Origin of the sequence: Micromonospora sp. DT48, from assembly GCF_049844495.1 — a bacterium.
Classification (GTDB): Bacteria; Actinomycetota; Actinomycetes; order Mycobacteriales; family Micromonosporaceae; genus Micromonospora.
This window is the reverse complement of the sequence record NZ_JBNCLE010000005.1, coordinates 489,822-516,715: the sequence shown is the minus strand read 5'-3', so window position 1 is coordinate 516,715 and position 26,894 is coordinate 489,822. Positions and strand designations below refer to the sequence as shown.

Sequence of the window (26,894 nt, the reverse complement as noted above, 5' to 3'; positions counted from 1 at the left end):
CCATCGCCCTATTCTGCGGCCAGACCGTTGCGTCGGATCACCTCCGCGTACCACCTGGCACTGGACTTGGGGATACGCGTCTGCTTGTCATAGTCGACGTAGATCATGCCGAATCGCTTCGTGTAGCCCCAGGCCCACTCGAAATTATCCATCAGCGACCAGGCGAAGTATCCACGCAGGGGGACGCCCGCGCTGATCGCCTCGTGCGAGGCGCGCAGGTGAGCGTCGAAGTACGCCAGCCGGTCGACGTCGTCGACCGCACCGTCGACCACCTCGTCGACGAAAGCCGACCCGTTTTCGGTCACGTAGAGCGGAAGATCGGTGTACTCCTCGTGCACCCGACGCAGCGTCTCCACCAGGCCGGGGGCGTCGATCTCCCACCCCATGTCGGTAACCGGCACCCCTCGGGTGACGAACCGGACATCCTCGCTGCCCGGCCAGCACGCCTGGTCCCGCCAGTAGGCCTCCGGCTGCTCGCCGGGGACCGGCGCGGCCACCACGTGCCGGCTGTAGTAGTTGATCCCGACGACGTCCAGCGGCGAGGAGATGACCGCCAGGTCACCCTCGTGAACGTGATCGAAATCGGTCACCTTGGCCAGGTCGGCGACCAGGTCGTCCGGGTACGCACCGCGCAGGATCGGGTCGAGGAAGAACCGGTTGGCCAGCCCGTCGATCCGCCGGGCCGCGTCGGCGTCGCCGGGCGAGTCGCTGATCGGGGTGACCGGGTACAGGTTGAGGGTCACCCCGAGCTGCGCCTGCGGCACCGCGGTACGCAGCGCCTGCACGGCGAGACCGTGCCCGAGCATCAGGTGGTGTCCGGCGCGGACCGCGTCGGCGCCGTCGGTGCGACCCGGGGCGTGCACCCCGGAGCCGTAGCCGAGGAAGGCTGAGCACCAGGGCTCGTTGAGGGTAGTCCAGTACTTCACCCGGTCACCGAGGGCGTCGGCCATCAGCAGGGCGTAGTCGGCGAACCGGGCGGCGGTGTCCCGGGCCGGCCAGCCGCCGGCGTCCTCCAACTCCTGCGGCAGATCCCAGTGGTAGAGGGTCAGCCAGGGCTCGATCCCGTTGGCCAGCAGTTCGTCGACCAGCCGCTGGTAGAAGTCGAGCCCTTCGGCGTTCGCCGGACCGGATCCGCCCGGCTGCACCCGGGGCCAGGAGACCGAGAAACGGTACGACTTCAACCCCAGCTCGGCCATCAGCCGGACGTCGTCGCTGAGCCGGTGGTAGTGGTCGCAGGCGACGTCGCCGGTGTGCCCGGCAACCGTCCGTCCCTCGGTGTGGCTGAAGGTGTCCCAGATCGACGCGGTCCGACCGCCCTCGTTCGCCGCGCCCTCGATCTGGTACGCGGCAGTGGCCGCGCCCCAGAGGAAGCCGGGCGGAAAGGTCAACGGCGGACGCTCGTCGAGGACGCCGACAGCGGGCGGAGTGGCGGGGTTGCTCACGACTTGACTGCACCTTCCATGATCCCGCCGATGATCTGGCGGCCGAAGATAATGAACACGAGCACCAGCGGGATGGTGCCGACCGCCGTGGCGGCGAAGACCTGCGAGTAGTCCGTGTAGTAGGCGTACGAGAGGAAGGAGAGCGAGACCTGCAGGGTCGGGTTCTCCGGGGTGAGGATCGCGTACGGCCAGAGGAAGGAGTTCCAGGTCTCCATGAAGGTCAGCAGACCCAACACACCGGCGGCCGGACGCAGCGCGGGCAGCACGACGTTCCAGTAGATCCGGAACGTGCTGGCGCCGTCGACGCGGCCGGCCTCGATCAGCTCGTCGGAGATCGCCTGGCTGGCGTACTGCCGCATCATGAACACGCCGAAGGCGCTGACCAGGAACGGCACGGTCACCGCGTAGAGCGTGTCGTACCACCCGAGCGACTGCATCATGCTCCAGAGCGGGATGAGCCCCATCTGGGTCGGGATCATCATCGTGACGATGATCGACAGCAGCAGCACGTTGCGACCACGGAAGCGCAGCTTCGCGAAGGCGAAGCCAGCGAGCGAGCCGGTGAGTACCACCGACACGGTGACCACCGAGGAGACGATGATCGAGTTCATCATGCCCTTGAGGAAGTTGGCCGCGTCGTTGTCGAGCACCCGGCCGAAGTTGTCACCGAACGCGCCACCCGGGGTCATCGGCGGCGGCACGTCGTTGATGGACTCCAGGCTGCGGGTGCCGATGACCACCATGTAGTAGAAGGGGTAGATCGACATCAGCGCCGCCACGACGAGCGCGATGTAGGTCAGAGGACTGGTGCGCCACAGGCGCTTGGAAGCCGAGATCATCGATCTCTCCTCACTTGGCCGCGCGGCGGACGAGTACGAAGTTGATCAGCGACACCAAGACGATGATCATGAAGATCGCCCAGGCGACCGCGGCTCCGTAACCTGCGGTACTCAGGTTGTAGATGCCCTTCTCGTACATGTACATGGCCAGCGTCTGGTACTCCCGCTGATTGCCACCGATGATGCTGCCGTTGGCGAACAGCAGCGGCTCGGTGAACAGCTGCATGCCGCCGATCGTGGAGAGGATGACCACGAAGATGAAGGTGGGCTTGAGCATCGGCAGGGTGATCTGCCAGAACTGCCGCCACTGGCTGGCTCCGTCGATCGCCGCCGCCTCGTAGAGGTCCTTCGGGATGGCCTGCATGCCGGCGAGCAGGATCAGGGTGTTGTAACCGGTCCATCGCCAGTTGACCATCGTGGCGATCGCGGTCCAGGAGCTCCACTCCTGGGCGCGCCAGTCGATCTGATCCACCCCGACGAGGCTGAGCAGCCAGTTGAACAGGCCGAAGTCGCGCTGGAACAGCATGCCGAAGACGATCGCGACCGCCGCCACCGAGACCACGTTCGGCACGAAGATGGCCATCCGGAAGAAGGTCTTGGCGCGCAGCAGAGTCTGGTTGAGCAGGTTCGCCAGGAACAGCGCCATCAGCAGCTGGGGGATGGTCGACAGGGCGAAGATGCCGAACGTGTTGATCAGGGCGTTCCAGAAGTACTCATCGGTGACCAGCTCGCGGTAGTTCTCGAGCCCGATGAAGGTGTGGTCGCCGATCATGTCCCAGTCGTGCAGGGACATCCAGGCGGTGCGCAGCATCGGGTACAACCCGAAGGTCCCGAAGATCAGGAAGAACGGCGCGATGTAGAGGTAGGGCGAGTACTTGAGGTCCAGGCGGTTGAAGAGGTATCCCCGGCGGCGTCGAGAAGAGGTGTCGGGGGGTGGTGCGGCTGGCGACGGCGGCGCCGTTGTGGCCGACAGGCTCATGCGAAATTCCTTTTCCAGCGAGGCCCGGTGGGCCCTCGCGCAGAAACTGCGCGGTGGGGACCGACCGGTGGCGTTCGGGGGTAGCCCCGAACGCCACCGGAGGGGAATCACTCAGAAGGCACCCTGAGTCTGTGCATCCTTCGTGAACTGCTCCCAGGCCTTGTCCTTGCTGGCCTGCCCGTTCTCGAACGCCCGCATCGCCGGCTCGAACGCGTTCTCCTTCACCGCCTGGTGCTTCGGGCCCAGGTGCACCGGCTCGATCTTGGCGACGCTCTCACCGAAGATCTTGCCGGTCGGCGCGTTGCTGAAGTACTCGTTGGTGTAGCTGAGGAAGGCCTCGTCCTTCAGCGCCTCCAGGTTGGTGGGCAGCGGGCCCTTGGCCTTGAAGGCCTCCACCTGGCTGGTGGCGTTGGTCAGGAACTCGGCGAGCTTCGCCGCCTCCTCCGGGTACTTGCTCTGCTCCGGCACGGCCAGCCACGAGCCGCCCCAGTTACCGCCGCCGCCCGGCACCGCCGCGACGTCCCACTTGCCCTTGTTGGCCTCGCCGGAGTTGTCCGCGACGATGCCGAGCATCCAGGACGGGCAGAAGGTGGCCGCGAAGGTGCCCTGCTTGAAGCCACCGGACCACTCCGGCGACCAGGTGGACGCCTTGGCGGAGATGTCGACCATCGAGGTCGCGGTGTCCCAGGCGGCCTTCACCGCGGGGCTGGAGTCCGCGATGATGTTGTTTTCCTTGTCGTAGAACAGATCGGAGCCCTGCTGGAAGAGCACGCCGTTGGAGACGGCGGTGATCGAGTCGACGAACGCCTTGCCAGTGGCCTGCTTGTACTTCTGGCCGGTCTGGTGGAAGCCGTTCCAGTCGGGCCAGAGCGCCGCGACGGCGTCCCGCTCGGTGGGCAGGCCGGCGGCCTCGAACAGGTCCTTGCGGTAGCAGACCGCGAGGCTGCCGACGTCGGTCGGCAGGCCGATCAGACGGCCGTCCGGCGCCTTGCCCAGCTCCCACTTCCAGGGCAGGTAGTCGTCGGCGATCTCGGACGACACCAGCGGAGTCAGGTCAGCCCAGTTACGCGGGTTGGCCTTGAACTCGTTGAGGATGCCCTCCTCCAGCGCGGTCACGTCCGCCGCGCCCTTACCGGTGGCGAGGTAACGGACCAGCTTGGGCCGGTACTCACCGAGCTGAGCGGTCTTGCGCAGCTCGATCTTGATGCCGGTCTTCTGCTCGTACTCCTTGACGAGTTCGTCGTAACCCATCTCGCCAAAGGTGTCGACGACCAGCTTCGCGGGCTTCTCGCCCTCGGCCGGCTTGTCGTCGTCATTGCCGCAGGCCGCGAGACCGCCGACAGCGGTGATCGCGGCCAGGGTGGCTGCCGCCATGCGGGAACGCCGCGTGGTGAGGCTCATCCTGACCCCTCTTTCAGTGGTGAGGCTGCTGGATTATTTGTGGTGGGGGTGCCGCAGCGCCTGCCGGCACCGACTCGGTGTGTCGGCGTCGACGTCCATGGGCGGGCATGTGATCCACGCCTCTTGGGAACGCTCCCATGAGATTGCCGGGAGGTGTCGGGAGTGTCAATAGGCCAGTGGGAGCGATCCCAGATCGTTACCACGCAGCCCGTTTAACCATGGCTGTGCACGGAAAATGCTGACAGATTGTGGCCTCCGCCACACTGTCAGCCCTCGATCGCCGGCTCGGCGAGCATCGGGCGGCGGGGTTTCAGCAGAGCCGACGCAGCAGGGTGTCCGCCCGGCCGGGATCGAATGCCTCCGGGTCGAACGCGGCTCCCACCCAGTCCCGCATCGTCTGATGCTCCGGGTGGCTCGGCTCGGCCAGCGCGGCGAGCAGCACCAGGTAGCCCTGCGGCCCACCAACGTCCTCCGGCGGGCAGGCCCGCTCCCCGTCGAGGCAACCCGGATAGCGCTCGTCCGCTTCGGCGGTGAAGACGTCCTCCACCACCAGATCGTGCTCCCACCAGTCACCGAAGTCGTAGGTGTAGTGGAACCGGCTCCCCTTGCCGACCACCGCGTCCAAGCGGACGTCCAGCTCGTCGTGCAGGGCGAGTTCGCCGTCCGGGTCGGGTTCGCCGTACTGCACGCCGTCGATCTCGAACGAGTGCAGGTGACAGTCACGCCACCCCATCGCGTGCTGCACCACCCGGTGCACCCGATCCAGGGTGTAGCCGCCGGGTACCAGCACCCGGCGCCAGATCGCCGGACGGACCCCGGCCAGGGACATCCTCAGCTGGAAGATCTGACGCGGCATGGGTGTCCCATCCTCCCTCGGCATAGGCTGCGAGCATGATCTGCCGAGCGTGCCGGGCGCGGCGGCACGACGACTGCCCGGGCCGGAACTGGTGTGACTGCCAGCACCGTACCCCCCGACCCACCCCTCCTGTCACCGGTCCGGCCGGCGAATGAGCCACGGAGCAGCCATTTCCGTCCTCTGGCCGGAACCGTCGTCCGGGCCGGTGGACGACGACACGCTCATCGCCCGCTACGGCCGCGCCGACCGGCCGCGCCTGCGGATGAACTTCGTGACCAGTGTCGACGGCGCGGTCAGCCTCGACGGCTACTCGGCCGGGCTGTCCGGCGCGCCGGACAAGCGGGTCTTCGGGCTGCTCCGGATGCTCTGCGACGCGCTGCTGGTGGCCGCCGGCACGCTGCGCCACGAGGGCTACCGGGCGATCCGGCTGGACGAGCGACGCCGGGCGTGGCGACGCGCGCACGGGCTGACCGAGTACCCGACGCTGGTCGTGGTCTCCGGCACGCTCGACCTCGATCCGGCTCAGGCCGCCTTCGCCGACGCTCCCGTGCGTCCCGTGGTGCTCACCCGCCGGGACGCGGTGGCACCTGCCGGCCTGTCCGCCGTGGCCGACCTGGTGCGCTGCGGCGACGACCAGGTCGACCTGGTGGCCGGGCTGGCCGAACTGCGTCGCCGTGGGCTCGCTGAACTGCTCTGTGAGGGCGGGCCACAGCTCTTCGGCGCCCTCACCGCCGCCGACCTGGTCGACGAGGTGTGCCTCTCGGTCGCCCCGCTGCTCGCCGGAGCCGGCCCGGGGCGGATCACCTCCGGCGAATCGAGTCCCGCCGCCCGGTCCCTGCCGTTGCGTCACGTACTGCTCGCCGACGACGGCACCCTGCTGCTGCGCCACGCCCGCACCTGACCGCCCCGCCCGACCGGGTGCCGGTCACCGAAGTTGGCGGAGTCTGCGTGCGAGCGGGGTCGGCTCACTAGCGTGAAGCGCGGATGGGTGACAGCCGGAGGGCGGGGGCGTTGACGCAGGAGGTGGTCGAGCTACGGGTGCACGGGCTCTCCGGCACCTCCGCCGAGAAGCTGCTGGACCACCCGGTCGTGATCCGGGTCGCGGGTGACCGACACGCCGGCTTCTACCGACCCCGGCCCGGCTTCGGCATCAGCGACCGGCCCTCGTACCTGCGGGTGGAGGTCTACCGCTGGGGTGCGCTGACCGCCGGTCGGGCGGTACGAACCCTGTCGCTGCTGTTCCTGCTGCCGTTCATGCTGATCAACGTCGCCACCTGGGCGCGACCGGCGACCGGCGGCGCGGGCGGGGTGATCGGTTCGCTGTGCCGACTGCTCGCCGTCACCCTGACCGCCGCGTTCACGCTCTCCCTGATCGGCGTGACGATCGACATCATCGGCTGGCAGTGCGTCCCCTACCAGCCCTGCCGCGCCGGGCGCAGCTACCTGTCCTGGCTGGTCGAGCTACCACTCGGCCCCCGCCTGGCGCTGCTCGCCCTGGTGCCGATCGGCGCGCTGCGGCTGCTCTGGTGGCTGGGCACCCTGTCCGCCCGGGCCCTCGAAGGGTTCCGGGCCTCTCCCGGGCAGGACCGCGCCACCGGTGGAGAGGACCGGGTCGACGCTCCGGGTTTCTGGAACGACTCGCTCGTGGTGCAGCGACTGCGCGCCATCCACATGGCGGTCGGGCTCGGCGTACTGGACGCGAGCCTGCTCGGCGCGCTGCTGCACGTCCAGGCCACGCCGGTGGGGTACGCGCTCATCGGCGCGGTGTTCCTGCTGCTGGCGGCGGGCATCGTCCTGCTCAGCATCCCGGCCCGGTTGGTGCAGGACACTCCCGGTCGTGGCCCGGTCAACCTGCGCGGTATCCGGCCGTTGCGGATCGCCGCCATCGTGCTCACCGTGCTGACCCTCGGCTACAGCGCGATGTCGTCGGGGCCGGAGCAGCCAGAGGGAAAACTGCCCGGGTACGAGGGTGGGGTGGCCGGATTGATCACGGTCCAGGCGATCCTGCTGGTCGGCCTCTTCGTCGCCACCCTGCACCAGCGACGTCGCAGCCTGGCCGATTCCCCGTCCTGGCTGGCTGGACTGGGCACCCCGACGCTCGCCGTCGGAGCGTTCGCCGCCGCGTACGGGTTCGCCGCCGCTCTGGTCTACCGGGTCGCCGACATCCTCGACCGGGCGGACGTACCCAATCCGGCCTGGCCGGGACGGCCCGACGCGCCGCCGCTGGAGCCGCCGGTCTCCTACCGCTGGGCGGCGGTAGCCGGTCTGGTCGCCATCCTGGCCGTCGCCGCGACCACGCTGTGGCGGCTCGTGGCCACCCGCCGGTACCGTCAGCGGCTCGCCGACCAGGTCGTCGAGTCGGACTTCCCCGGCGACCAGACGCCAGAGGCCCTGTCCCGACGAACGGCAGTCCAGAAGGCCGTCGCCCGAGCCGCGGTCATCGAGCAGCTCAGCCCGGTCGTCGCCGTGTTCCTGCTGCTGTCGTTGCTCGGTGCGGCCATCGTCGCGTTGGACATCTTCGGCATCGGCCCGTCGGAGTTGGCCCGACGGTTGGGTGACCACGGCGACAGCGCGGCCCTGCGGGTGGCGATCGCGACCGACATCGGCGTGTTCTTCATCGAGCTGACCGGGCTCGGGATCCTGCTGCTGGGGTTGTTGTCCTACCGGTCGGAGGAGACCCGGCGTTCGGTCGCCGCAGTCTGGGATCTGGGCACCTTCTGGCCGCGAACCGTGCACCCGTTCGCGCCACCCTGTTACGCCGAACGCGCGGTGCCGGAACTCGCCAAGCGGGTCACCACGCTGACCGGCAACGGTGCGGTGATCCTATCCGGGCACAGTCACGGCTCGGTGCTCGCCGCCGCCGCCCTGCTCCAGTTGCCACCCCAGGTGCTGGACCGGGTGGCGTTGCTGACCCACGGCAGCCCGCTGCACCGGCTGTACTCCCGGATCTTCCCGGCCTTCTTCGGCGACCCGGTCCTGCACGAGCTGGGCGAGCGGATCGGCTGGCGGTGGGTGAACCTGTGGCGTAACACCGACGCGGTCGGCGGGCCGATCTTCTCGGCGCACCGCCCCGGCCAGCCGCCGCAGGTCACCGGCCCGGCCGGCGAGGTCGACCGACGACTGCGCGACCCCCGCAGTCTCACCGTGCCGCCCGACGACACGGTCCCACCGCCGATCAACAGACACTGGCCCTACCACACCGACGAGGCGTACGAGGCGGCGGTGCGGGAGCTGGCCGAGCGGCTCCGAACGGGCAGTGGAAGCGGAGCAGCCACGGCGGGACACGACGGCTGAACACCCGCACACCCGGTCAGCGGATCGTCGCCGTACGCGGTCACCGGAAGGTGCCGGGGTGTCCTGCGCCGCGTCGCGTGGCGGCCTGTCGTACTCCTCCGGCAGGATGCAGGGCGGATATGCCGACCGCGACGACCAGCCGAGCGGAGTTGCCCGATGACCGACCAGGGGTTCGACGGCCCGGACGAGGGGGTGGGCCGGGTGCTGGGCACCGCCGACGCCACTCCCCTACAGTTCTGGACGGCGGTCTCCCCGGGCAGCTACCTCCAGCTTGACGACGTGGTGGTGACCCGGCGGGAGCTGCCCGACCGGGAGCCGGTGACGATCGCCGGGGTCGTCACCCAGGTCCGGGCGCGGCACGAGGGTGCGCAGTTCGACTCCGACGTGTTCGCCATCGCCGACGGCACCCTCCCGGCGCAGGTGCAGGAAGCCGCCGAGATCACCACCACCCGGGTCGACCCCGAGTTCTACGTGCCGCCGCAGCCGGGTGCCGTGGTGCACCGGGCGGAGGGCGACGCCCGGGCCCGCGCGTTGCACTTCGACCGAATGGAACGGCGCATCCCGATGGGCACCGGCCGGGACGGCGTTCCGGTCTACCTGAACGCCGACTTCCTCGACGGCAGCCGGGGCGCGCACGTGTCGATCTCCGGCATCTCCGGGGTCGCCACCAAGACCAGTTTCGCCACCTTCCTGCTCTACTCGGTGTTCCGTTCCGGGCAGCTCGGCGGCGACGCGGTCAACGCCAAGGCGCTGATCTTCAACGTCAAGGGTGAGGACCTACTCTTCCTCGACCATCCGAACGCCCGGCTCGACGACGCGACCCGGGCCGCGTACGCCCGGCTGGGCCTGGTCGCCGACGCCTTCCCCGACGTACGGGTCTACGCGCCGCCACGGGTCAACGACTCGTCCGGCACGCCGGACGTGAGCAGCCGGCTCACCGGGGTGGACAGCTTCTACTGGACGCTCACCGAGTTCTGCGCCGACCGTCTCCTGCCGTACGTCTTCGCCGACGCCGACGACGAACGGCAGCAGTACACGATGGTGGTCCACTCCGTCGCCGCTCACCTGGCCCGGTACGCCCAACCCGCCGACGGCGGCGTCAGCATCGACGGCGTCCGCCTGGGCAGCTACGGCGACCTGGTCGACCACATCGTCGAGCAGCTCAGCGACGACGAGACCCGGGGCGACTGGGCGGGCAGCGCGGTCGGTCTGGGCACGGTCAACGCCTTCGCCCGCCGGCTGATCGGCAGCAAGAAGGACCTGTCCCGGCTCATTCGCGGCGACCTGGCCACCCGCCGCCCGCACAGCATCAACACCTCGGAGAGCGCCCAGCTCACCGTCGTCGACCTGCACAACCTGCCGGATCGGGCGCAGCGTTTCGTGGTCGGTGTGACGCTCAAGAGCGAGTTCGAGCGCAAGGAGAAGTCCGGCACGGCCCGGCCGCTGCTCTTCGTCGTGCTCGACGAGTTGAACAAGTACGCCCCGCGCGAGGGTTCCTCCCCGATCAAGGAGGTGCTGCTCGACATCGCCGAGCGGGGCCGCTCGCTCGGGGTGATCCTGATCGGTGCCCAGCAGACCGCCAGCGAGGTGGAGCGCCGCATCGTCACCAACTCGGCCATCCGGGTGGTGGGCCGGCTGGATCCGGCCGAGGCGTCCCGCCCGGAGTACGGCTTCCTCCCGCCCGCCCAGCGACAACGCGCGCTGCTGGCCAAGCCGGGCACGATGTTCGTCAACCAGCCGGACATCCCGGTGCCGCTCTGCCTGGAGTTCCCGTTCCCTGCCTGGGCGACGCGGGTCTCCGAGGCGGGGGCCGCGCCGTCGCAGACCCTGCGTTCGATCACCCAGTCCGCCGACCCGTTCGCGGTGGTCGGGTCCGGCGGCGGCACCGACGACGACATTCCGTTCTAGCCCCGGGGTGGGATGACAGCATGAAGATCCTGCACACCTCCGACTGGCACGTGGGCAAGGTCCTCAAGGGGCAGTCGCGGGCCGAGGAGCACAAGCAGGTGCTGGCCGAGGTCATCGACATCGCCCGGCGGGAACAGCCCGACCTGGTCGTCATCGCCGGTGACCTCTACGACACTGCGGCACCGACCCCGGAGGCGACCCGCCTGGTCACCCGGGCGTTGACCGCGCTGCGCCGCACCGGCGCAGACGTGGTGGCGATCGGCGGCAACCACGACAACGGCCCGGCCCTGGACGCGCTACGGCCGTGGGCCGAGGCGGCCGGCATCACCCTGCGCGGCGGCGTACGGGAGGATCCGGCCGAACACGTCATCGACGGCACCACCGCCGGTGGGGAGCGTTGGCGGCTGGTCGCGTTGCCGTTCCTGTCTCAGCGGTACGCGATACGCGCGGTGGAGATGTACGAGCTGACCGCCGCCGAGACCACCCAGACGTACGCCGACCATCTGGGCCGCATCCTCGCCCGGCTGGCCGAGGGTTTCGACGAGCCGGACCGGGTGCACCTGGTCACCGCCCACCTCACGGTGGTCGGCGCGGCCACCGGCGGCGGCGAGCGGGACGCGCACACCATCATGGGGTACGCGGTGCCCGCCTCGGTCTTTCCCGGCACCGCCCACTACGTGGCGCTCGGGCACCTGCACCGCTCCCAACGGGTGCAGGGGCCGTGCCCGATCCGCTACAGCGGCGCTCCTCTCGCGGTGGACTTCGGCGAGCAGGAGAACGTCCCGGCGGTGACCCTGGTCGAGGTCACCGCGACGACGGCGGCGCGCATCCGCGAGGAACCGGTGACCTCGGCGACCGCCCTGCGCACCGTACGCGGCACCCTCGCCCAGCTCGCCGAGATCACCCCGCCCGAGGGTTGGCTGCGGGTGTACGTGCGCGAGCAGCCCCGCGCCGGCCTGCGGGAGGAGGTGCAGCAGTTGCTTCCCCGCGCCCTGGAGATCCGGATCGATCCGGAGCTGGTGCCGGCTCCCGGCACCGGCACCCGGGTGGCCCAACGCTCCGGCCGCTCACCCCGCCAGTTGTTCGCCGACTACCTGGACAGCCGGGGGCACGCCGACGAGGACGTCCGGCAACTCTTCGACGAGCTGCTCGAGGAGGTCGATCACTGATGCGACCGATGCGGCTGGACCTGGCCGGTTTCACCGTCTTCCGCGACGCCACCACGATCGACTTCACCGACGCGGATTTCTTCGCCCTGGTCGGGCCGACCGGTTCCGGCAAGTCGACTGTGCTCGACGCGATCTGCTTCGCGCTCTACGGCACGGTGCCCCGCTGGGGCGGCACGCGCGGGCTGGGCAACGCGCTCGCCCCGTCGGCCACCGAGGCACGGGTTCGGCTGGTCTTCGAGTCCGCCGGGGCCCGGTACGTCGCCACCAGGGTGGTGCGTCGGGACGGCCGGGGCAATGTCAAGACCGCCGGTGCCGGGTTGCAGCTGATGCCGGAGGGGTTCGACGTCACCAAGTTGGACACCGGGCTCAGTCCGGAGGATCTCGGCGAGGTGGTCGCCGGCACACCGGCGGAGATGGACGCCGCCGTGCTGGCGGCGGTCGGTCTGCCGTACGAGCAGTTCACCAGCTGTGTGGTGCTGCCGCAGGGCCAGTTCGCCGACTTCCTGCACGCCCGCCCGGCCACCCGGCAACAGATCCTGGTCAACCTGCTCGGGCTCGGCGTGTACGAGCAGGTGCAGCAGCGGGCCACGACCCGGGCCGGGCAGGCGGAGGCGAAGCTGGAGACGGTCGACCAGTTGCTCGCCGGGTTGACCGACATCGACGACGCCGCGCTGGAACAGGCCGCCGGTCAGGTGGACCGGATGCGGAAGCTGGCCGAGGCGGTGACCGCCGCCGTACCGGAGCTGGCGGCGGCGCGTGCGACGGTCACGGAGGCCACCGCGGCGCTGGCCACGCTCGACGCCGAACTGGCCCGGTTGGACGAGGTGCGCGCACCGGACGGGGTCGCCGAGGTGGCCTTGGCGGTGGTTGAGGCGCGCGCCGCGGCCGACGCGGCGGCGGCCGCGGTGTCGCTGGCCGAGGAACGTGAGGAGAAGCTACGCGGCGAGCTGACCGCCGCCGGTGACGAGAGCGCCCTGCGGATGCTGCTGCGGGCGTACGCCGACCGGGAGCAGCTCGGTGACCACGCGGAGCGGGTCCGCGCCGGGGTGGACGCGGCCGAGGTCGAGCACGACACGGCGGTGCGGGCGTTGGCCGAGGCGCAGGCGGCGGCCGAACGCGCCGAGGCGGAGCTGGCGGCGGCGTTCCAGGCACACGAGGAGGCGAAGACCGCCGACCAGGCGACGGCGTTGCGGGCCCATCTCACCGCCGGGGAGGTCTGCCCGGTCTGTGAGCAGACGGTGGCCGAGGTGCCGCCGATTCCGGCCGGTTCGGCGGTGACCCGGGCGGTGGCGGCCGGCAAGGCGGCCCGCGCGGCGAGCGAGGCGGCCCGGAAGGTCGTCGCCGAGCGGGACGCCGCCGCGCGGGACCTGGAGCGGGTGCTGCTGCGGGCCCGTACCGAACACGACGGGCTCCGGGCCCGCCTGGCGACGCTGGACGAGCAGCTCGCGGGCGCGGCCACCGTCGAGGCGCTGCGGTCGCGGCTGGCGGAGTTGGCCCGGCTGCGGCAGGAACTGGACGAGGCGACCACCGCGGTCCGGGCCGGGCGGGACGCGGCCCGGCGGGCCCGGGGGGCGGTGGAGGCGGCGCAGGAACGGCTTCGGGCGGCGTGGCGACGGTTCGACGACACCCGCGACGCGGTGGCCCGGTTCGGGCCGCCCGCCACCGACCGCGAGGACGTCGCCGCCGCCTGGACCACGTTGGCCGAATGGGCGCAGGATCAGGCGCACCGCCGCCGGTCGGAGCGGGCCGGGTTGGCCACCGCCGTGACCGAGGCCGAGTCGGCGGCCGACGCGGTGGCGGACCGGATCGCCGGCATCTTCGCCGACGCCGGGTTGCTCGCCCCCGACGATCCGGTCCGCGCCGCCACCGTCGCCGTGGAGCGGGCCGAGGCGGAGCTGCGTCGGCTGACCGAGCGGCGCGAGCAGGCCGGGGCGTTGCGGGAGCAGCGGGCCGAGCACGAACGCGAGGCGCGGGTGGCGCGGGCGTTGGCGGGGCACCTGCGCGCCAACAACTTCGAGCGGTGGCTGCTGGCCGAGGCGCTGGATCTGCTGGTCGACGGGGCGTCGGGGATTCTGCGGGAACTCTCCGGCGGCCAGTACGACCTGGTCCACGACAAGGGCGAGTTCTTCGTGGTCGACCACCACGACGCCGGGCTGCGTCGCGGGGTGCGGACGCTCTCCGGCGGGGAGACCTTCCAGGCGTCGCTGGCGTTGGCGTTGGCGCTGTCGGAACAGTTGGCGGGGATGTCCACCACCGCCGCCAGCCTGGAGTCGATCGTGTTGGACGAGGGTTTCGGCACTCTCGACGCGGCCACCCTCGACACCGTCGCCGCCACCCTGGAGAACCTCGCCGCCCGGGGTGACCGCATGGTCGGCGTGGTCACCCACGTGCCGGCGTTGGCCGAACGCATCCCGGTCCGCTTCGAGGTGCACAAGGACGCCCGCTCGGCCCGGGTGGAACGGGTCGGCCGGTGATGCGGTCGTGAGCCGGTTCTTCGTCGACGCCTGGGATCCGGGCTTCGGTACCTCGTTCGAGGCGTCACCGGCCGGACCGGCCGCTCCGAGCAGCGCGCAGGTCGAGGCGGAGCACGAGTTGCCGGTGGTGGACTGGCGGGCGATCGGCCCCCGGGCGGGGGTTCGGGCGCCCGACGTGGTGCTGCTAGTCGACGGGGTACGCCGGATCGACGCCAGCATCTGGACGGCCGAGGAGGACGGCGGCTCGTTTCCCGGGCTGGCCGCCTCCTACGCCGCCGGGGTGGTGCGGTGCGACCTGGACCGGGGTGCCGCCCAACTGGCCGGTGCCACGGTGGCACGCGGTCTGTTCACCGCCAGCCCGTCGGCGACCGACGTGGTCGCCGGCAACGTCCGCTACCCGGTGCACCGGGTCAGTGGCAGCGGCGAGCAGGCCAAACTCCCGGCGGCCGTGCAGGGGCCGTTGACCGCCCTGGAGGTGCAGGTGTCGGCCGCCGCGCGTACCGACGACGACCTGCTGGTGGTGGACGGGCCGTTGCGGAACCGGCGGCAGTTGCCCCGCACGCTCGGTTACATCAAGACCCAGCACAGCCAGTACCTCGACGCCCGACTCACCGCCGTGGTCACCGGTCTTCCGCCGGGGCACCGTTCGCCGGTGTTCCGGCTCGGTACCGCCTGGGGTGGCTGGTCGTGGTATCTACGGCTGCCGGTGGCGGCGGGTGCGCCGTGGGCGGGCATCGTACGGCTGGAGTGCTCCGCCGACCTGGAGATCGCCGAGGCGGTGCGGTTGGCGGACCTGTCGCTGGTCACCCTGCCCCGGTTCGCCTCCAGCCCGTACAAGGACCCCCGGGCCCCGCAGAACCTGATCCCGATCGCCGGGCTGGAACGGTTGCTGCGCTCCCGGTTGGGCGACGCGCGACTGCTGCATCGCGCGCTGACCGCCGCCGCCCGCACCGCCGCCGCTCGGGCGGGCCGCTGAATGGGCCGCCGACGCGACGCCGACCGGATCACCGAGCAGGTCGACACGGGGCTCGCCGAGTTGCTACCGGATCCGGACCGGTCCGGATCGTGGACGCTGCTGCTCGACGGCGCACCGCAGTCGCATGTGGACCTGACCGACCCGACGCACCTGGAGTTCGAGTACGTCCGCCGGTTGGCCGCCGCGATCGACCTGGTGGCCGCTCCGGGGGCGCCCCTGCGGGTGTTGCATCTGGGTGGCGGCGCGCTGACCCTGCCCCGCTATGTCGCCGCCACCCGCCCGGGCTCGACGCAGCGGGTGGTCGAGGTGGACAAGGCCCTGGTCGACCTGGTGCGACGGGCGTTGCCGTGGCGGGCCGACCCGCGCCTGAAGGTCCGCGTGGGCGACGCCCGAGCGGTGCTCGCCTCGTGCCGGGAGGCCAGCTACGACGTGGTGGTCGCCGACGTCTTCGCCGGCGCCCGGACCCCGGCCCGGCTGACCTCGGTGGAGTACGCCGCCGAGGTGGCACGGGTGCTGCGTCCGGCGGGCTGGTACCTGGCCAACGTCGCCGACGGTCCACCGCTGCGCCACGCCCGGAGTCAGGTGGCCACCGTGCGGACGGTGCTGCCCAGGGCGTGTCTGGTCGCCGACGCCGGGGTGCTGCGGGGCCGGCGCTACGGCAATCTGGTGCTCGTCGCCGGTCGCCAGGACCCGCCGGTCGCCGCGCTGGCCCGCCGGGCCGCCGGTGACTGGTTCCCTGGTCGGGTGCTGTCCGACGCGGAACTCGACCGCTTCACCGGGGGTGCCTGCGTGGTACACGACGACGACGCGGTCGACTCGACGCCACCGCCGCCGGGGATTTTCTCCGTCCGACGTTGATCCGTTCGGTGCCGCCCTCCGTACCAGTCAGCAGCCATGCCCGTGGGGGGACGGCTTTCTGTCCATGGACGTCGGAGGTCTGCATGCACGCACTGGCGGTCGGTTGGCAGGACGACCGGGTGCGGGTGGACTGGATGTCCGCCCGGTCCCAGTCGCGGCCGACCACGTCCCCTCGCGGGGTCGACTCCCGGGCGGCGGCTCGCCAGAATAGCCCGGTGACGCCGCGACCCACCCCTGGCCGCCACCAGGCTTCCACTACCGAAGCCGCACACTCGGACCAGTTGATCCGCACGCTCTACGCCGAACACGCCGGACCGCTGCTGATGTTCGTGATGCGGCTGACCGGCGGTGATCGGCAACGGGCCGAGGACATCGTCCAGGAGACGCTGCTGCGGGCTTGGCGCAACGCGCATCGGCTGGGCACGCAGGGACAGGGGTCGCTACGGCCCTGGCTGGTGACGGTGGCGCGACGCATCGCCATCGACGAGCACCGCAGCGAGCAGGCCCGTCCGGCCGAGACGTACGACCGGGACCTGACCGCGTTCGCCGAGGCCGACAGCACCGACCGGGTGCTGCGGTCGATGACGGTGGCGGACGCGCTGCGAACGTTGAGTCAGTCGCACCGGGAGATCCTGGTGGCGACGTACTTCCGGGGCCGGACGGTGCCGGAGGCGGCCGAGGAACTCGGTCTGCCACTGGGCACCGCGAAGTCGCGGGTCTACTACGCGCTGCGCGCGCTGCGCACAGCTCTGCAGGAGAGGGGGGTGACGGAATGAGCCGGGTTGACCACATGGACGTCGCCGCGTACGCGCTCGGCGTGCTTGACGAACAGGACATGGAGCGGTTCGAGGAACACCTCGCGACCTGCTGGGCCTGTGCCGCCGAGCTGGAGACGATGGTGCCGGTGGTCGGGCTGCTCTCCGACATCGACGAGGGGTCGATCACGGCGCTGGAGCAGACCCACACGGATCCGGTCCTGCTGGATCGAACGCTTGTGGCGTTGCGTACGCACCGTCGACGGGCCCGGTTCCGGCAGGTCCTCGCGACCGCGGCGGCCGTCGTGGTGTTCGGTGGGTTGACCGGTGTCGTGTTCAGCAACCTCACCGACAGCAGCTCGGCACCGCCGATCGCCGGGCCGACCACGGCTCCGGTGGACCCACCGACCGACCGCCCCGGAAACCCCAGCGGTCCCAACCTCGGTGGCAACGAGCAGGAAGGCGCCCAGATCGACGTCACCGACGCGACGACCGGCGTACGGGCGACCTTCTTCCTCATCTCGAAGGACTTCGGCACCAAGATGGACTTCAGCCTGAGCAGGTTGCCCGGACCACGCACCTGCCGACTGGTGGTGGTGCGGGACGACGGTTCCACCGAGGTCGTCTCCACCTGGTTGGTGCCGGACGGCGGGTACGGCACCAACAGCAACGGGCAGTTGCTCGCCCTGTCGGCCGCCACGTCGACGAAGCTGGACAAGATCAAGCACTTCGAGGTGCAGGAGGTCGACTCGCGGGGAGCCACGGACACTCTGGTGACCGTCCCCACGGCCTGATCCACGTCGACGATGGCCCGCCTCGGTACCGAGGCGGGCCATCGTCGTCTCGACGGTGACCGCCCCGACCCGGGATAGCTTGGCTGTCACCGCCCGGACCTGGGGATACGGACTTACACGGACAGAGGGGCCAGACGGTTCAATAGATTCCTGTGAACTTGCCCACCGTTTCCGATTCAACCTTGACAGCGCTCGCCCCGTATTTCCCGGTGAACTTGTCAAGTATGAGGAGGGCACGTGGCACAGATGAAGCGGACCGTCATCGCCGTGGGCGCCATGTTCGCACTTACGGCCTGCGCTCCCGCGGGTTACGGCGGGGCGGACGCAGGCGCGGCCGAGCCGGTCGCCGTCGCCGCGGCCGAGCCCAGCACGAGCGCCGACCCCGAGAGCAGCGCGGAGCCGGGCGCCTCGGCGTCACCGGGCGCGGAAACCGAGAGCGACGCTCCCCTGCCCGACGGGGTCGAAGCCACCGAGAGCCTGACCGCCAAGAAGTTCCCCCGGATGGGCAGCGCGGTGGTCAACCAGGACGGATTCATCCTGTACCGCTTCGACCGCGACACCAACGACCCGCCGTCGTCCAACTGCGACGGCCAGTGCGCCGAGGTGTGGCCGCCGGCCCTGACCGACGGCACCCCGAAGCTCAAGGGTGTCTCCGACGACGCCGTCGGCACCATCACCCGCGAGGACGGCACCCGGCAGATCACCCTCGACGGCTGGCCGCTCTACACCTACATCGGTGACAAGAAGGCCGGCCAGTGGAAGGGCCAGGGCGTCGGCGGCACCTGGTTCGTGGTCAACCCGGACGGCAGCAAGAACCTGGAGTGCCTGCCGAAGGGCACCCCGAAGGCGGTCGCCCCGCCGTCGAAGAGCAAGTCGGAGGACTCCGGCTCCGACTACGACTACTGACCCGTCAGCACGGCGAGTGGCCGGCCGCAGCCAGCGATGGCGCGGCCGGCCACCGTCGTCTGTCAGGCGCGCTCCCAGGGGCTGGGCACCGGGAAGTAGGTGTCGAGGAACGGCGTGACCACCTTGAGTTGCGCGGCCAGGTCCTCCTCGGTGGAGAACGCGTCGTTCAGGCAGAACACGTGCCGGTCGCGCTTGGCCAGCAGGTGCGCGAGACGGGCCGGTGTGTCGGGGTGGGACAGTTCCGCGATGGTGTACGTCAGCTCCCCTGGTACCGCCCTCCCGGTGTGGAACGCGTAGTAGTGGTGCAGTGACGAGGCGATCGAGATATCGGTCAGGCTCCGGAACCGACTCGCGGCGGTCTGCTTGTGCTGGGCGGCGAAGGTTTCCTCGATTTCGTAGAGCACGCTGCGCCGCAGGGCGTGGGGCATGTGCTTCATCTTCTGCGCGAGCACCGTGCCGAACCGCTCGGCGATCAACCCTCGGTTGTTCTTCCCCGCCGCAGAGGAGGGAATGTCCTCCGTGGACGGTGCACCGGGCGGTACCAGGGCGGGCGACGGGAAGAACCGGGAGATCCCGTTGGCGAAGAAGAAGTCGCTGGGCAGCACCTCGCAGCCGAGAAAGACATCGTCGTTGAAGTAGAGGAAGTGCTCGGAGAGCCCGTCGATGTGGTGCAGTTGGCTCTCAATGGCGTGTGAGTTGTAGGTGGGCAACACCGACCGGTCGGTGAAGATCTCCCGATGGCTGACCACCTGGATTCCGGGTGCCGATTGATCCAGCCAGCTCGGTATCTGGTCGTCGGTGACCAGGTACACATTGCGCACCCAGGGTGCGAACAGGTGTAAGGACCGCAGCGAGTAGCGCAACTCGTCCCGGCTGAGGAACCTGGCCGCACTGGCTGCCTCGCTGTGGTACGGGCTACCGGTCGCCGCGGCACGACGCCGCAGCCACTCGGGATCCGTACCGTCGACCCAGGTGTACACGACATCGATCGGGAACGCGACGTCTTCCGGACGTCGGCCGGCGAACTCCGGCCTTGTCCGAGCCGTCGCGGGAGCCGACGCGGGCAGCAACGCGGTGAACAGCGATTCGGACACGGCGACCGGCGACGTGTCCGCCACGACCTCCTCGGCCACCGGGTTACGACGGGGAGCAACCAACGCCGTTCCCTGCCGATTCCAGAACTCGATCTCACAGCCGTACGCCTGGCCGAGGACCAGCCGCTGCCGAAGGTCTGTCCAGTACCAGGTCACCCGGATCACCGATGCCTCGGTGATCCGCTTCCACGACTTCGACTCGAAGCCCGGCAGCGGCGTCTGTTCACTGCCCTGGCGCACCGCTGCCACGTAGCCCGGTACCCGGGTGCAGGCAACGCTGAGGGCAGCGTACGCCCGCTCCCGGTCAGCGGCATCCACCGCGACCACCGACGACAGATGCGATCGACCACAAACGCGGAAGTACTCCACGCCGGCCTCGTCGAACGCGGCGGTCACCGCCGCCAGGTTCTCCGTCCGGGCGCGCACCGGCGTGCTGTCGGCCACGACCTGGGCCACCCGAAGCGCCTGGTCCGCGACGACGACCGCCCGGTCACCGCCAGCGAACAGTTCCGGTTGACGACGAGCCAGCCACTCACCCCGGCGGTCAGCGAGTGGGGTGCTCCGGGACGCCCGCGCCACCCACTGCTTCAACTGGTGCCGGGCCCGCGGGCTCACCTTCCGCGCGATCGCCCGACGGGTCTGCGGGCTCAGCACCCGCCGGTAGACATCGACCAGCCCGGCCGGTTCCGCCAAGGCTCGCGGCGTATCCGAGTCGCTGCCACTCCCGTCCGCCATCTGTGTCACCGTCCCACCCCGGCTGCCGGCCGCACAATGAGGTGGTGCCCGCCGCTGTTCACCGCTGGGGCCCCGGCAGCGCGGCGATGGCGGCGGTTACCCGCTGGCAGTTCTGCTGATCCTGCACCTCGAAGAACTCAGCCGCACGCCTCGAATACATCTCCTCGCGGACGCAACCGTTCTCCAGGTAGGCAACGATGGCCTTGACCGTTTCAGCAGCCGACTCGCAGACCGGGCCGAACCCATGGTCCCGGTGCTCGAAGTAGCCGCGACGGTAGCCGCCGATGGCGAAGTACTCGTCGCTGTCGAAGTGGGCGTAGATCAGCGGGGTGCCCAGATAGGCCACGTCGAAGGCGGTGGAGGAGTAGTCGGTGATGAACAGGTCGCACTGCCGAAGGGCATCCTGCACACTGCGTTGCGTTTGGTCCACGACAGCGAAGCAGGACTCCGCAGGGACCATGCTCGTCGACATGGTTCGCATCTCGTAGTGCGGGAGGAACTCGAGCACGTACCCATGGCGTTGAAGGCTCTGCTTCAACTCGTCGCTGCCGAAGAGCTCCTCGAGGAACTTCGCATATCGGGATGACTCAAACGGAAACCGGGGCCGCAGCGACGGGTTGTAGGACGGGCTCACCAGGTAACTACGCCAGGTGGGCATCAGCAGGATCCGTCGGTGCCCGCGATCCGGAAGCAACGCGTCGAAGCGTGGGAAACCGAGCCGTTGCGCGGCGCTGCCGTAGTCGAACTGGTTCGCCACATACTCGGCCTCCTTCCCGGCGGCAGCCACGAACAGGTCGACCCCGGTCTTGGCGCGGTGCAGCCCACCGCTGACGTCCTTGTCCGTGACCCCGTGCTGAAGGAAGACGCGAGCCGGACCGATGCGCCAGTTCAGGTGCTTCAGGAAGGCGGTGCGATCCCATCTGGACGGAAGCATGTACGAGTCGATGTCATAAGAGTTGATCAGCTTCGTGGCGTGCAGCAACAAGAACTTGTGTCGGAACGAGTCGTACGTGACGACATTGCCGAGCCCGCGCAGCCGCTCCCGGTCGGGGCTGTTCTTCTCGATGACGTAATAGGCGTTCCGCCTGCGCTCGTTCTTCCGCAGATAGCGGAACAGGTGCCAGGAGTTGTCCTGTGCGGTGTCCTTGCGCTCCCCGATCAGCCAGATGTCCCGTCGCCGCATGAACGGTTCGGTGAGTGCCCGCAGCAGGCGTTGCTTCCAGAACGGTTGTCGCGAGACAGCGTGTCGCAGATCCTTGCGGAGCAGCATGCGCTGCCATCGACGCCGGCCTGCAGCGCCGCCTGCCTTGAGGACCTGCAGCGTGGCGTCCTCCCGCCCGCTGAAGCCGGGAAGAATACGGGTGTCGCCAGCGACCTTCAACAGCGCGTCACGCATGAAGGCGGCGGAGATCAGACACTGCCGGGATGCCTGGCCGGTTTCCGTCATGAAAACCAGCCGCAAGCTGTGGTGGCCGCCGCGCAGCTCGGCGACTGGAATCTCGGCCGTGAAGCCGGCCCACTCACGGTTGTTGTCCGGCGACTTCAGATCGGCACGACGCTCCAGTGTCGCCGGGGTCGTCAGGCTGCTACCCCGCACCCGCAACCCGAGCGGGGTCTTGATCGGACGGTTCATCGGGAGCCCGCTGATCTGCACGTGCCCCGACACCTTGAGCTTTTCGCCCGAGTCGCTCAGGCGCACCTGCTCAAGCCGCGCGGATACGCTGCTCACCTTAGTGAGCGGCAGGAACGCCGGTGGAATCGGATAGTCCAGGAACAGCTCTCCCCCGCACGCCACCACTCCCTGCACCCGTTCCCAGGGGCGGGCGAACAAGTCGAAATCGTACGACTTGAAGGCCAGGTATGGGACTCGGTGCCGGGTGTCGGCGGTCCATCGGGCAATGAAGGACGGCTCGATGTCCTGGTAGATCTTGCTGCACTTCTCGAAGATCCGCCACAGGTCCTTATCCTCGAACAGCAGGTGTGCCCGCATGGCGAAACCCTGGTAACTGCGGACGAGGAAGCGCTCAAGCACCTCCCGACGAAAAACGTCGAGTTCGGGTCGCAACTCCGCGAGGGTCTCACAAAGTTCGAGGTGATCCCAGTAGTTCTGCTCCCGCGTAAACAGATTGTCCATGATGGAGTTACCGCTGACCCGACGACGGTACTGGTAGACCACCTCGTCGACGAGGGCGATCCGCTCCGCCTTCAGCAGCATCGGTATGGCGAGGAAGGCGTCCTCGAAGTGCACCCCTTCCCGGAAGCGGAAGCCTTGCTGCCGCAGTTGGTTCAGGTCGTAGAGCTTGTGACACGGTCCGGCGTCGAAGATCAGCTCCGGTGCGTCGACGACGGATTGCAGCAGGCGGTCTCCCTTTCCGAACGGCTTCTTCCACAGGAAGGCCGTGGGCTTCGGGAAGGTGTCCATGTCACCGATCGCGATGCTCGCCTGATGCGTCACGATCGCCTTGAGTAGGACCTCGATGGCGCGTGGCGGCAGGATATCGTCCGAGTCGACGAACGCGACGTACGGCGTGTCCGCCATGTCCAGGGCCAGGTTCCGCGCGGCGCCCGGCCCGCTATTGTTCTGCCGCACCGCTGTGACGTTGGGATGTTCCGCAGCAAACTGCTTGGCCAACAGATCGGACCCGTCGGTGCTGCCGTCATCGACCAGAATCACGCGGCACTGTGCGAATACGGTCTGCGCCGCGATCGAGTCAAGGGTCTCGGGGAGGTAGTCCTCCACGTTGTAGACCGGGACGATGATCGTGACCTGGGGGACAGAGCCTACCACTCGGAGCTCCAGTGAGGATGGTGTGCGGGGAGTACGCGTTGACAGCTGCATCTACGTGCGCCGGGGTCAGCCGTCCGGCCTGGTGAGGATGTTGTGGCCGCCGGCTGACCTGAACCGGGAGTTGGGCAGGGTCGGTGCGTCGACCTGGTTGGGGTGTCGCCTGACCGGAACGCTCTGCCCGGCTTGACGCCACAGGGCGCTGGCCCCCTGCTTGCGCCGCTCGGCCACCGTCTCCTCGGGCAACTCGAACGGTGCCGGGAAGGGCAGGTAGCGGGGCAGGAAGTCGGCGAGCATCCGCTCCTGCTCCTCCAGCGCGCGAGGATCGGAGTCGGTGTCGTTGAGGCAGAACACGTCACGGTGCCGCTTCGCGAGCAACTCGGCGAGGCGGGCCGGTGTCGAGGGGTGACCGAGGTCCGCGTACTCGTATTCGATGTCGGCCGGAACCGCCTGCGCGGTCAGGTACGCCCAGTACTGGTGCAACGACGAGGGGATCGACAGGTCCTCGTGGTGGCGGAACCGGTGCTGCGCGGTGGCCGTCACGTCGGCCTGCAACACCGCCTCGATCTGACGCATGATGCTGCGGCGCAGGGCGAACGGCGTGTGCTTCATCTTCTGTGTGATGGTTACGCCGAACTGCCGCTGGATGTGCCGACGGTTGTTCTTACCGGCGGCGTTCACCGGCGGGTCGGTGGGCTTCGCCTCGCCGAGCCCGAACTGGGCGGGCGAGGGGAAGAACTTCGCGATGCCGTTGGCGTGGAAGAAGTGGGTCGGCAGCAGCGGGCGGCCGAGGAAGACATCGTCGTTCAAGTAGAGGAAGTGCTCCGCCAGCCCTTCGATGCGGTGCAGCCGGGATTCGATGGCGTGCGAGTTGAACGACGACAGGCCGCCGAGGTCGGCGAAGAGTTCGGCGTGCGACACGACGGTGATCATCGGATGGCTGGGATCGAGCCAGCTGGGCAACTGACCGTCGGTGACCAGGAAGATCTTGCGCAGCCAGGGGGCGAAGCTGTGCAGCGAACGCATCGAGTAACGCAGCTCGTCCCGATTCTGGTAGCGCGACGAGTTGGCCGCGATAGCGTGCAGCTCGCCGCCCGGCGCGCCCATCGCGGCGCGCTTGCGTTCCAGCCACTCCGGGTCCGAACCGTCCACCCAGGTGTAGACCGCGTCGATCGGGAACCCGACCCGGTCCGGGGCCCGGACCGTGAGGTCGCGCCGAGTGCCGTAGGTGTGGTCGTCCGCCTCCGGCACGAAGTGGCTGAGCAACGCTGCGGCGACCCGCACCGGCTCGGCTCGGGCCGGCGCCTCGTCGATCACCGCGTTGTGTCGGGGTGCCCGGACGACGTCGCCCACCCGGCTCCAGAATTCGATCTCGCACGCGAACTGGCCACCGAGCACCACTCCAGCTCGCACGTCGGTCACCGGGAACCACACCTGGATCACCTCGGTCGGTGCCAGGTCCGGCTGGTTGCGCCCGGGGCGCACCTCGACGGTGCGTACGTGGGCACCCGACAGCGTCCGCGCGGACTCGACCAGCCGACGGACCGCGTCCCGCTGGTCCACCAGCACCGCCACAGAGCTACGCAGGTAGTCGTCGTTACGCAGGCAGTGGTACTCGATGCCGGCGGCCTCCAGCGCCCCGGTGACCGCCGTCAGATTACGGTGCCACATCTCCAGCGGCGTCGCCGCGGCCACCACTTCTGCCTCGGTGCGGGAGCCGTCGTCGGTCACCGTCACCCGGCTGCCGACCGGGTGCAGGACGTCACCACCGCGCGGCCGGGTGAAGGTACGCACCAGAGCGAGCCGGCGGTGTTCGGGAAGCAGGTTGAGCAGTCGCTGCCGGAGACCGGGCGGCAGGAGACGGTAGGCGCGCAGCGCGATCATCAGACAGACCGTTCACTATGGACGATCACGGCACGCTCAGCGGATACGGGCGCCGAGGCGGTCATCCGCCAGGCACCTCGTGTGAACAACCGCTCCGGCAGCCATCCCCGTTACCCTTCCCCACAGCTCCCCGTGACACGCGGACGGTCTCCGACCGACGTGGCAAACCTCGCCGTTCCGGACGGATCTGACCCCGCGCAGGTCGGACCATAGCAGTGCGTTCATCTGTGGGACAGTTGCGTTTCTATGGGCCGCTGCCGGGTCGACGGACAACAGGTCGGATAGGTCCGCTCCTGTGGTTTTTGCCCGAAGAATCCTGACCGATCAGGTGGTCCGGAAACTGAACGGATGGTTACCAGAATCGGCCGAGCACCATCTATCCCTCGGATCCCGGGCCACTGCGCGACGAGGAGTCCGCACACAGCACCGCTCCGGTCGCCCCGTGACCGGGATCGTGCGGGCTGCGGTCGAGGTGGCACAGTGACGTGGTGACCGGGATGGAGCCGAACCTGCGTCGGGTGCTGCGTACGCCACCCGGCTACCGCTTCGTCGCCTCGGTGCGCCCGCTCACCTTCAGCCCGTACGACCCGTGCGCCCGGATCGTCGCGGGCGTCCTCTGGTGGGCGGCGCGCACGCCCGACGGACCGGCCACCCTCGCCCTGCGACCCGAGGGCGACGGCCTGGTCGCCGAGGGGCACGGCCCGGGTGCCGCCTGGATGGTCGAGCACGCCGACTCGGTGGCCGGGCTCCGCGACGACCTGACCGGCTTCCCGGAACTCGCCGCGAGCCACCCGGTGGTGGCTCGGCTGGCCAGTCAGCAGGCGGGGCTGCGAATGCCGGCCACCGGGCTGATCTTCCCCCGGGTGCTGCGGGCCGTGCTGGAGCAGAAGGTCACCGGCAAGGAGGCCTACCGGGGGTACGCGGCGACGGTGCGCCACTTCGCCGAACCGGCACCCGGACCGGTGCGGCTGCTGCTGCCACCCGACCCGGCGGCCGTCGCGGCCACGCCGTACTGGGTCTTCCATCCGTTCGGGGTGGAACAACGCCGGGCCGAGACGTTGACGCGGGCCGCCCGGGTCGCCGACCGGCTGCAACGGTGCGCCGACTCGGCCCAGGCCACCCGGTTGTTGCGGTCGATCCCGGGCGTCGGGCCGTGGACCGCCGCCGAGGTGGTCCGGGTCGCGTACGGCGACGCGGACGCGGTGAGCGTCGGCGACTACCACGTACCCAACACGGTCGCCTGGGCCCTGGCCGGGGAACCGCGCGGCGACGACGCCCGGATGCTGGAGCTGCTGGAGCCGTTCCGGGGCCACCGGGGCCGGGTGTGCCGGCTGCTGGAGGCCGCCGCCGTGCAGGCCCCGAAGTTCGGCCCCCGCGCGCCGATCCGCTCCTTCGCCCATTTCTGAACGCCGGTCTCAGGCGGCCTCGCGCAGATCGGCCAGGCTGACCGGGGTACGCCGGTGCAGCAGTTCCGCCACCTCGTCGACCGAGCCGACCTCGCCGAGCACGTTCTTGCCGCCGCCGAAGCGGCGGGGATAGCGGTGCACCACCCGGTACACGTACCGGCCGTGGATCAGCTCGACGCTGACCCGCCACCGCCCGCAGCACCCGCACGCCCACTCCGCCACCTCGCGAAAGTAGCTCTGACCTGCGGTTTACCGATTCGCCCGAGCGGGACGGGACGGGCGTGAGACGGACACGCCGCCCAGCGGACGACGGTGATCCGGCTCACCACTGTCGGTGCC

General features: G+C 69.8%; 20 protein-coding genes. 11 read left to right on the top strand and 9 right to left on the bottom strand.

Going from position 1 to position 26,894, the window contains the following annotated elements:
* Positions 1-8: 8 nt before the first annotated feature.
* From ACLQ2S_RS05405 to ACLQ2S_RS05385, 5 genes are all read right to left on the bottom strand, one after another.
* Positions 9-1,442, bottom strand: a complete 1,434-nt coding sequence (locus ACLQ2S_RS05405; RefSeq protein ID WP_309222794.1) for a GH1 family beta-glucosidase — start codon at positions 1,440-1,442, stop codon at positions 9-11.
* Positions 1,439-2,281 (bottom strand): carbohydrate ABC transporter permease, encoded by an 843-nt coding sequence (locus tag ACLQ2S_RS05400; RefSeq protein ID WP_155215501.1) that lies wholly within the window; start codon positions 2,279-2,281, stop codon positions 1,439-1,441. Before ACLQ2S_RS05400 ends, ACLQ2S_RS05405 begins: the two co-directional genes overlap by 4 nt.
* 10 nt (positions 2,282-2,291) lie before the next feature.
* Positions 2,292-3,260: a carbohydrate ABC transporter permease gene (locus ACLQ2S_RS05395; protein WP_155215502.1), complete on the bottom strand. Its 969-nt coding sequence runs from the start codon at positions 3,258-3,260 to the stop codon at positions 2,292-2,294.
* A 111-nt stretch (positions 3,261-3,371) separates the two neighbouring features.
* On the bottom strand, positions 3,372-4,661 hold the full coding sequence (locus ACLQ2S_RS05390) for an ABC transporter substrate-binding protein (protein ID WP_425701229.1): 1,290 nt from the start codon (positions 4,659-4,661) through the stop codon (positions 3,372-3,374).
* A 310-nt stretch (positions 4,662-4,971) separates the two neighbouring features.
* Positions 4,972-5,517, bottom strand: a complete 546-nt coding sequence (locus ACLQ2S_RS05385) for a plasmid pRiA4b ORF-3 family protein (protein ID WP_425701228.1) — start codon at positions 5,515-5,517, stop codon at positions 4,972-4,974.
* A gap of 151 nt (positions 5,518-5,668) precedes the next feature.
* Between ACLQ2S_RS05385 and ACLQ2S_RS05380 the strand changes: the two genes are divergently transcribed.
* From ACLQ2S_RS05380 to ACLQ2S_RS05335, 10 genes are all read left to right on the top strand, one after another.
* Entirely contained in the window at positions 5,669-6,418 is a 750-nt protein-coding gene (locus ACLQ2S_RS05380) for a pyrimidine reductase family protein (protein ID WP_425701227.1), read from the top strand.
* Positions 6,419-6,501: 83 nt separating this feature from the next.
* Positions 6,502-8,811, top strand: a complete 2,310-nt coding sequence (locus ACLQ2S_RS05375; protein ID WP_155215506.1) for a hypothetical protein — start codon at positions 6,502-6,504, stop codon at positions 8,809-8,811.
* A gap of 156 nt (positions 8,812-8,967) precedes the next feature.
* On the top strand, positions 8,968-10,719 hold the full coding sequence (locus ACLQ2S_RS05370) for an ATP-binding protein (protein WP_155215507.1): 1,752 nt from the start codon (positions 8,968-8,970) through the stop codon (positions 10,717-10,719).
* A 20-nt stretch (positions 10,720-10,739) separates the two neighbouring features.
* Complete coding sequence (locus tag ACLQ2S_RS05365) at positions 10,740-11,888, top strand: exonuclease SbcCD subunit D (protein WP_155215508.1); 1,149 nt, start codon at positions 10,740-10,742, stop codon at positions 11,886-11,888.
* Positions 11,888-14,362: an AAA family ATPase gene (locus tag ACLQ2S_RS05360; RefSeq protein ID WP_425701226.1), complete on the top strand. Its 2,475-nt coding sequence runs from the start codon at positions 11,888-11,890 to the stop codon at positions 14,360-14,362. Before ACLQ2S_RS05365 ends, ACLQ2S_RS05360 begins: the two co-directional genes overlap by 1 nt.
* 7 nt (positions 14,363-14,369) lie before the next feature.
* Positions 14,370-15,338 carry a hypothetical protein gene (locus ACLQ2S_RS05355; RefSeq protein WP_425701225.1) on the top strand — a complete coding sequence of 323 codons (969 nt, stop codon included), beginning with the start codon at positions 14,370-14,372 and terminating at the stop codon, positions 15,336-15,338.
* Complete coding sequence (locus ACLQ2S_RS05350; protein WP_425701224.1) at positions 15,339-16,196, top strand: spermidine synthase; 858 nt, start codon at positions 15,339-15,341, stop codon at positions 16,194-16,196. It begins immediately after the preceding gene.
* 83 nt (positions 16,197-16,279) lie between these two features.
* Entirely contained in the window at positions 16,280-16,972 is a 693-nt protein-coding gene (locus tag ACLQ2S_RS05345; protein ID WP_425701223.1) for a sigma-70 family RNA polymerase sigma factor, read from the top strand.
* Positions 16,969-17,745 carry an anti-sigma factor family protein gene (locus ACLQ2S_RS05340; RefSeq protein ID WP_425701222.1) on the top strand — a complete coding sequence of 259 codons (777 nt, stop codon included), beginning with the start codon at positions 16,969-16,971 and terminating at the stop codon, positions 17,743-17,745. Before ACLQ2S_RS05345 ends, ACLQ2S_RS05340 begins: the two co-directional genes overlap by 4 nt.
* A 237-nt stretch (positions 17,746-17,982) precedes the next feature.
* Complete coding sequence (locus ACLQ2S_RS05335; RefSeq protein ID WP_425701221.1) at positions 17,983-18,651, top strand: COG4315 family predicted lipoprotein; 669 nt, start codon at positions 17,983-17,985, stop codon at positions 18,649-18,651.
* Positions 18,652-18,713: 62 nt separating this feature from the next.
* Here ACLQ2S_RS05335 and ACLQ2S_RS05330 read toward each other — a convergent pair whose 3' ends face one another.
* Genes ACLQ2S_RS05330 through ACLQ2S_RS05320 form a run of 3 tightly spaced genes read right to left on the bottom strand, consistent with a single transcriptional unit; the run spans position 18,714 to position 25,149 of the window.
* Entirely contained in the window at positions 18,714-20,480 is a 1,767-nt protein-coding gene (locus ACLQ2S_RS05330) for a stealth family protein (RefSeq protein WP_155215513.1), read from the bottom strand.
* A gap of 58 nt (positions 20,481-20,538) precedes the next feature.
* Positions 20,539-23,319 (bottom strand): bifunctional glycosyltransferase/CDP-glycerol:glycerophosphate glycerophosphotransferase, encoded by a 2,781-nt coding sequence (locus ACLQ2S_RS05325; protein ID WP_155215514.1) that lies wholly within the window; start codon positions 23,317-23,319, stop codon positions 20,539-20,541.
* 15 nt (positions 23,320-23,334) lie between these two features.
* The gene (locus tag ACLQ2S_RS05320) at positions 23,335-25,149 is read right to left on the bottom strand and encodes a stealth family protein (RefSeq protein WP_425701220.1); all 1,815 of its coding nucleotides are present in this window, start codon (positions 25,147-25,149) and stop codon (positions 23,335-23,337) included.
* A 488-nt stretch (positions 25,150-25,637) separates the two neighbouring features.
* Between ACLQ2S_RS05320 and ACLQ2S_RS05315 the strand changes: the two genes are divergently transcribed.
* Positions 25,638-26,555: a DNA-3-methyladenine glycosylase family protein gene (locus tag ACLQ2S_RS05315; protein ID WP_309222796.1), complete on the top strand. Its 918-nt coding sequence runs from the start codon at positions 25,638-25,640 to the stop codon at positions 26,553-26,555.
* 9 nt (positions 26,556-26,564) lie between these two features.
* On the opposite strand, the gene ACLQ2S_RS05310 is transcribed toward ACLQ2S_RS05315, so the two are convergent.
* Positions 26,565-26,777, bottom strand: a complete 213-nt coding sequence (locus ACLQ2S_RS05310; protein WP_155215516.1) for a hypothetical protein — start codon at positions 26,775-26,777, stop codon at positions 26,565-26,567.
* Between the last annotated feature and the right edge of the window lie 117 nt (positions 26,778-26,894).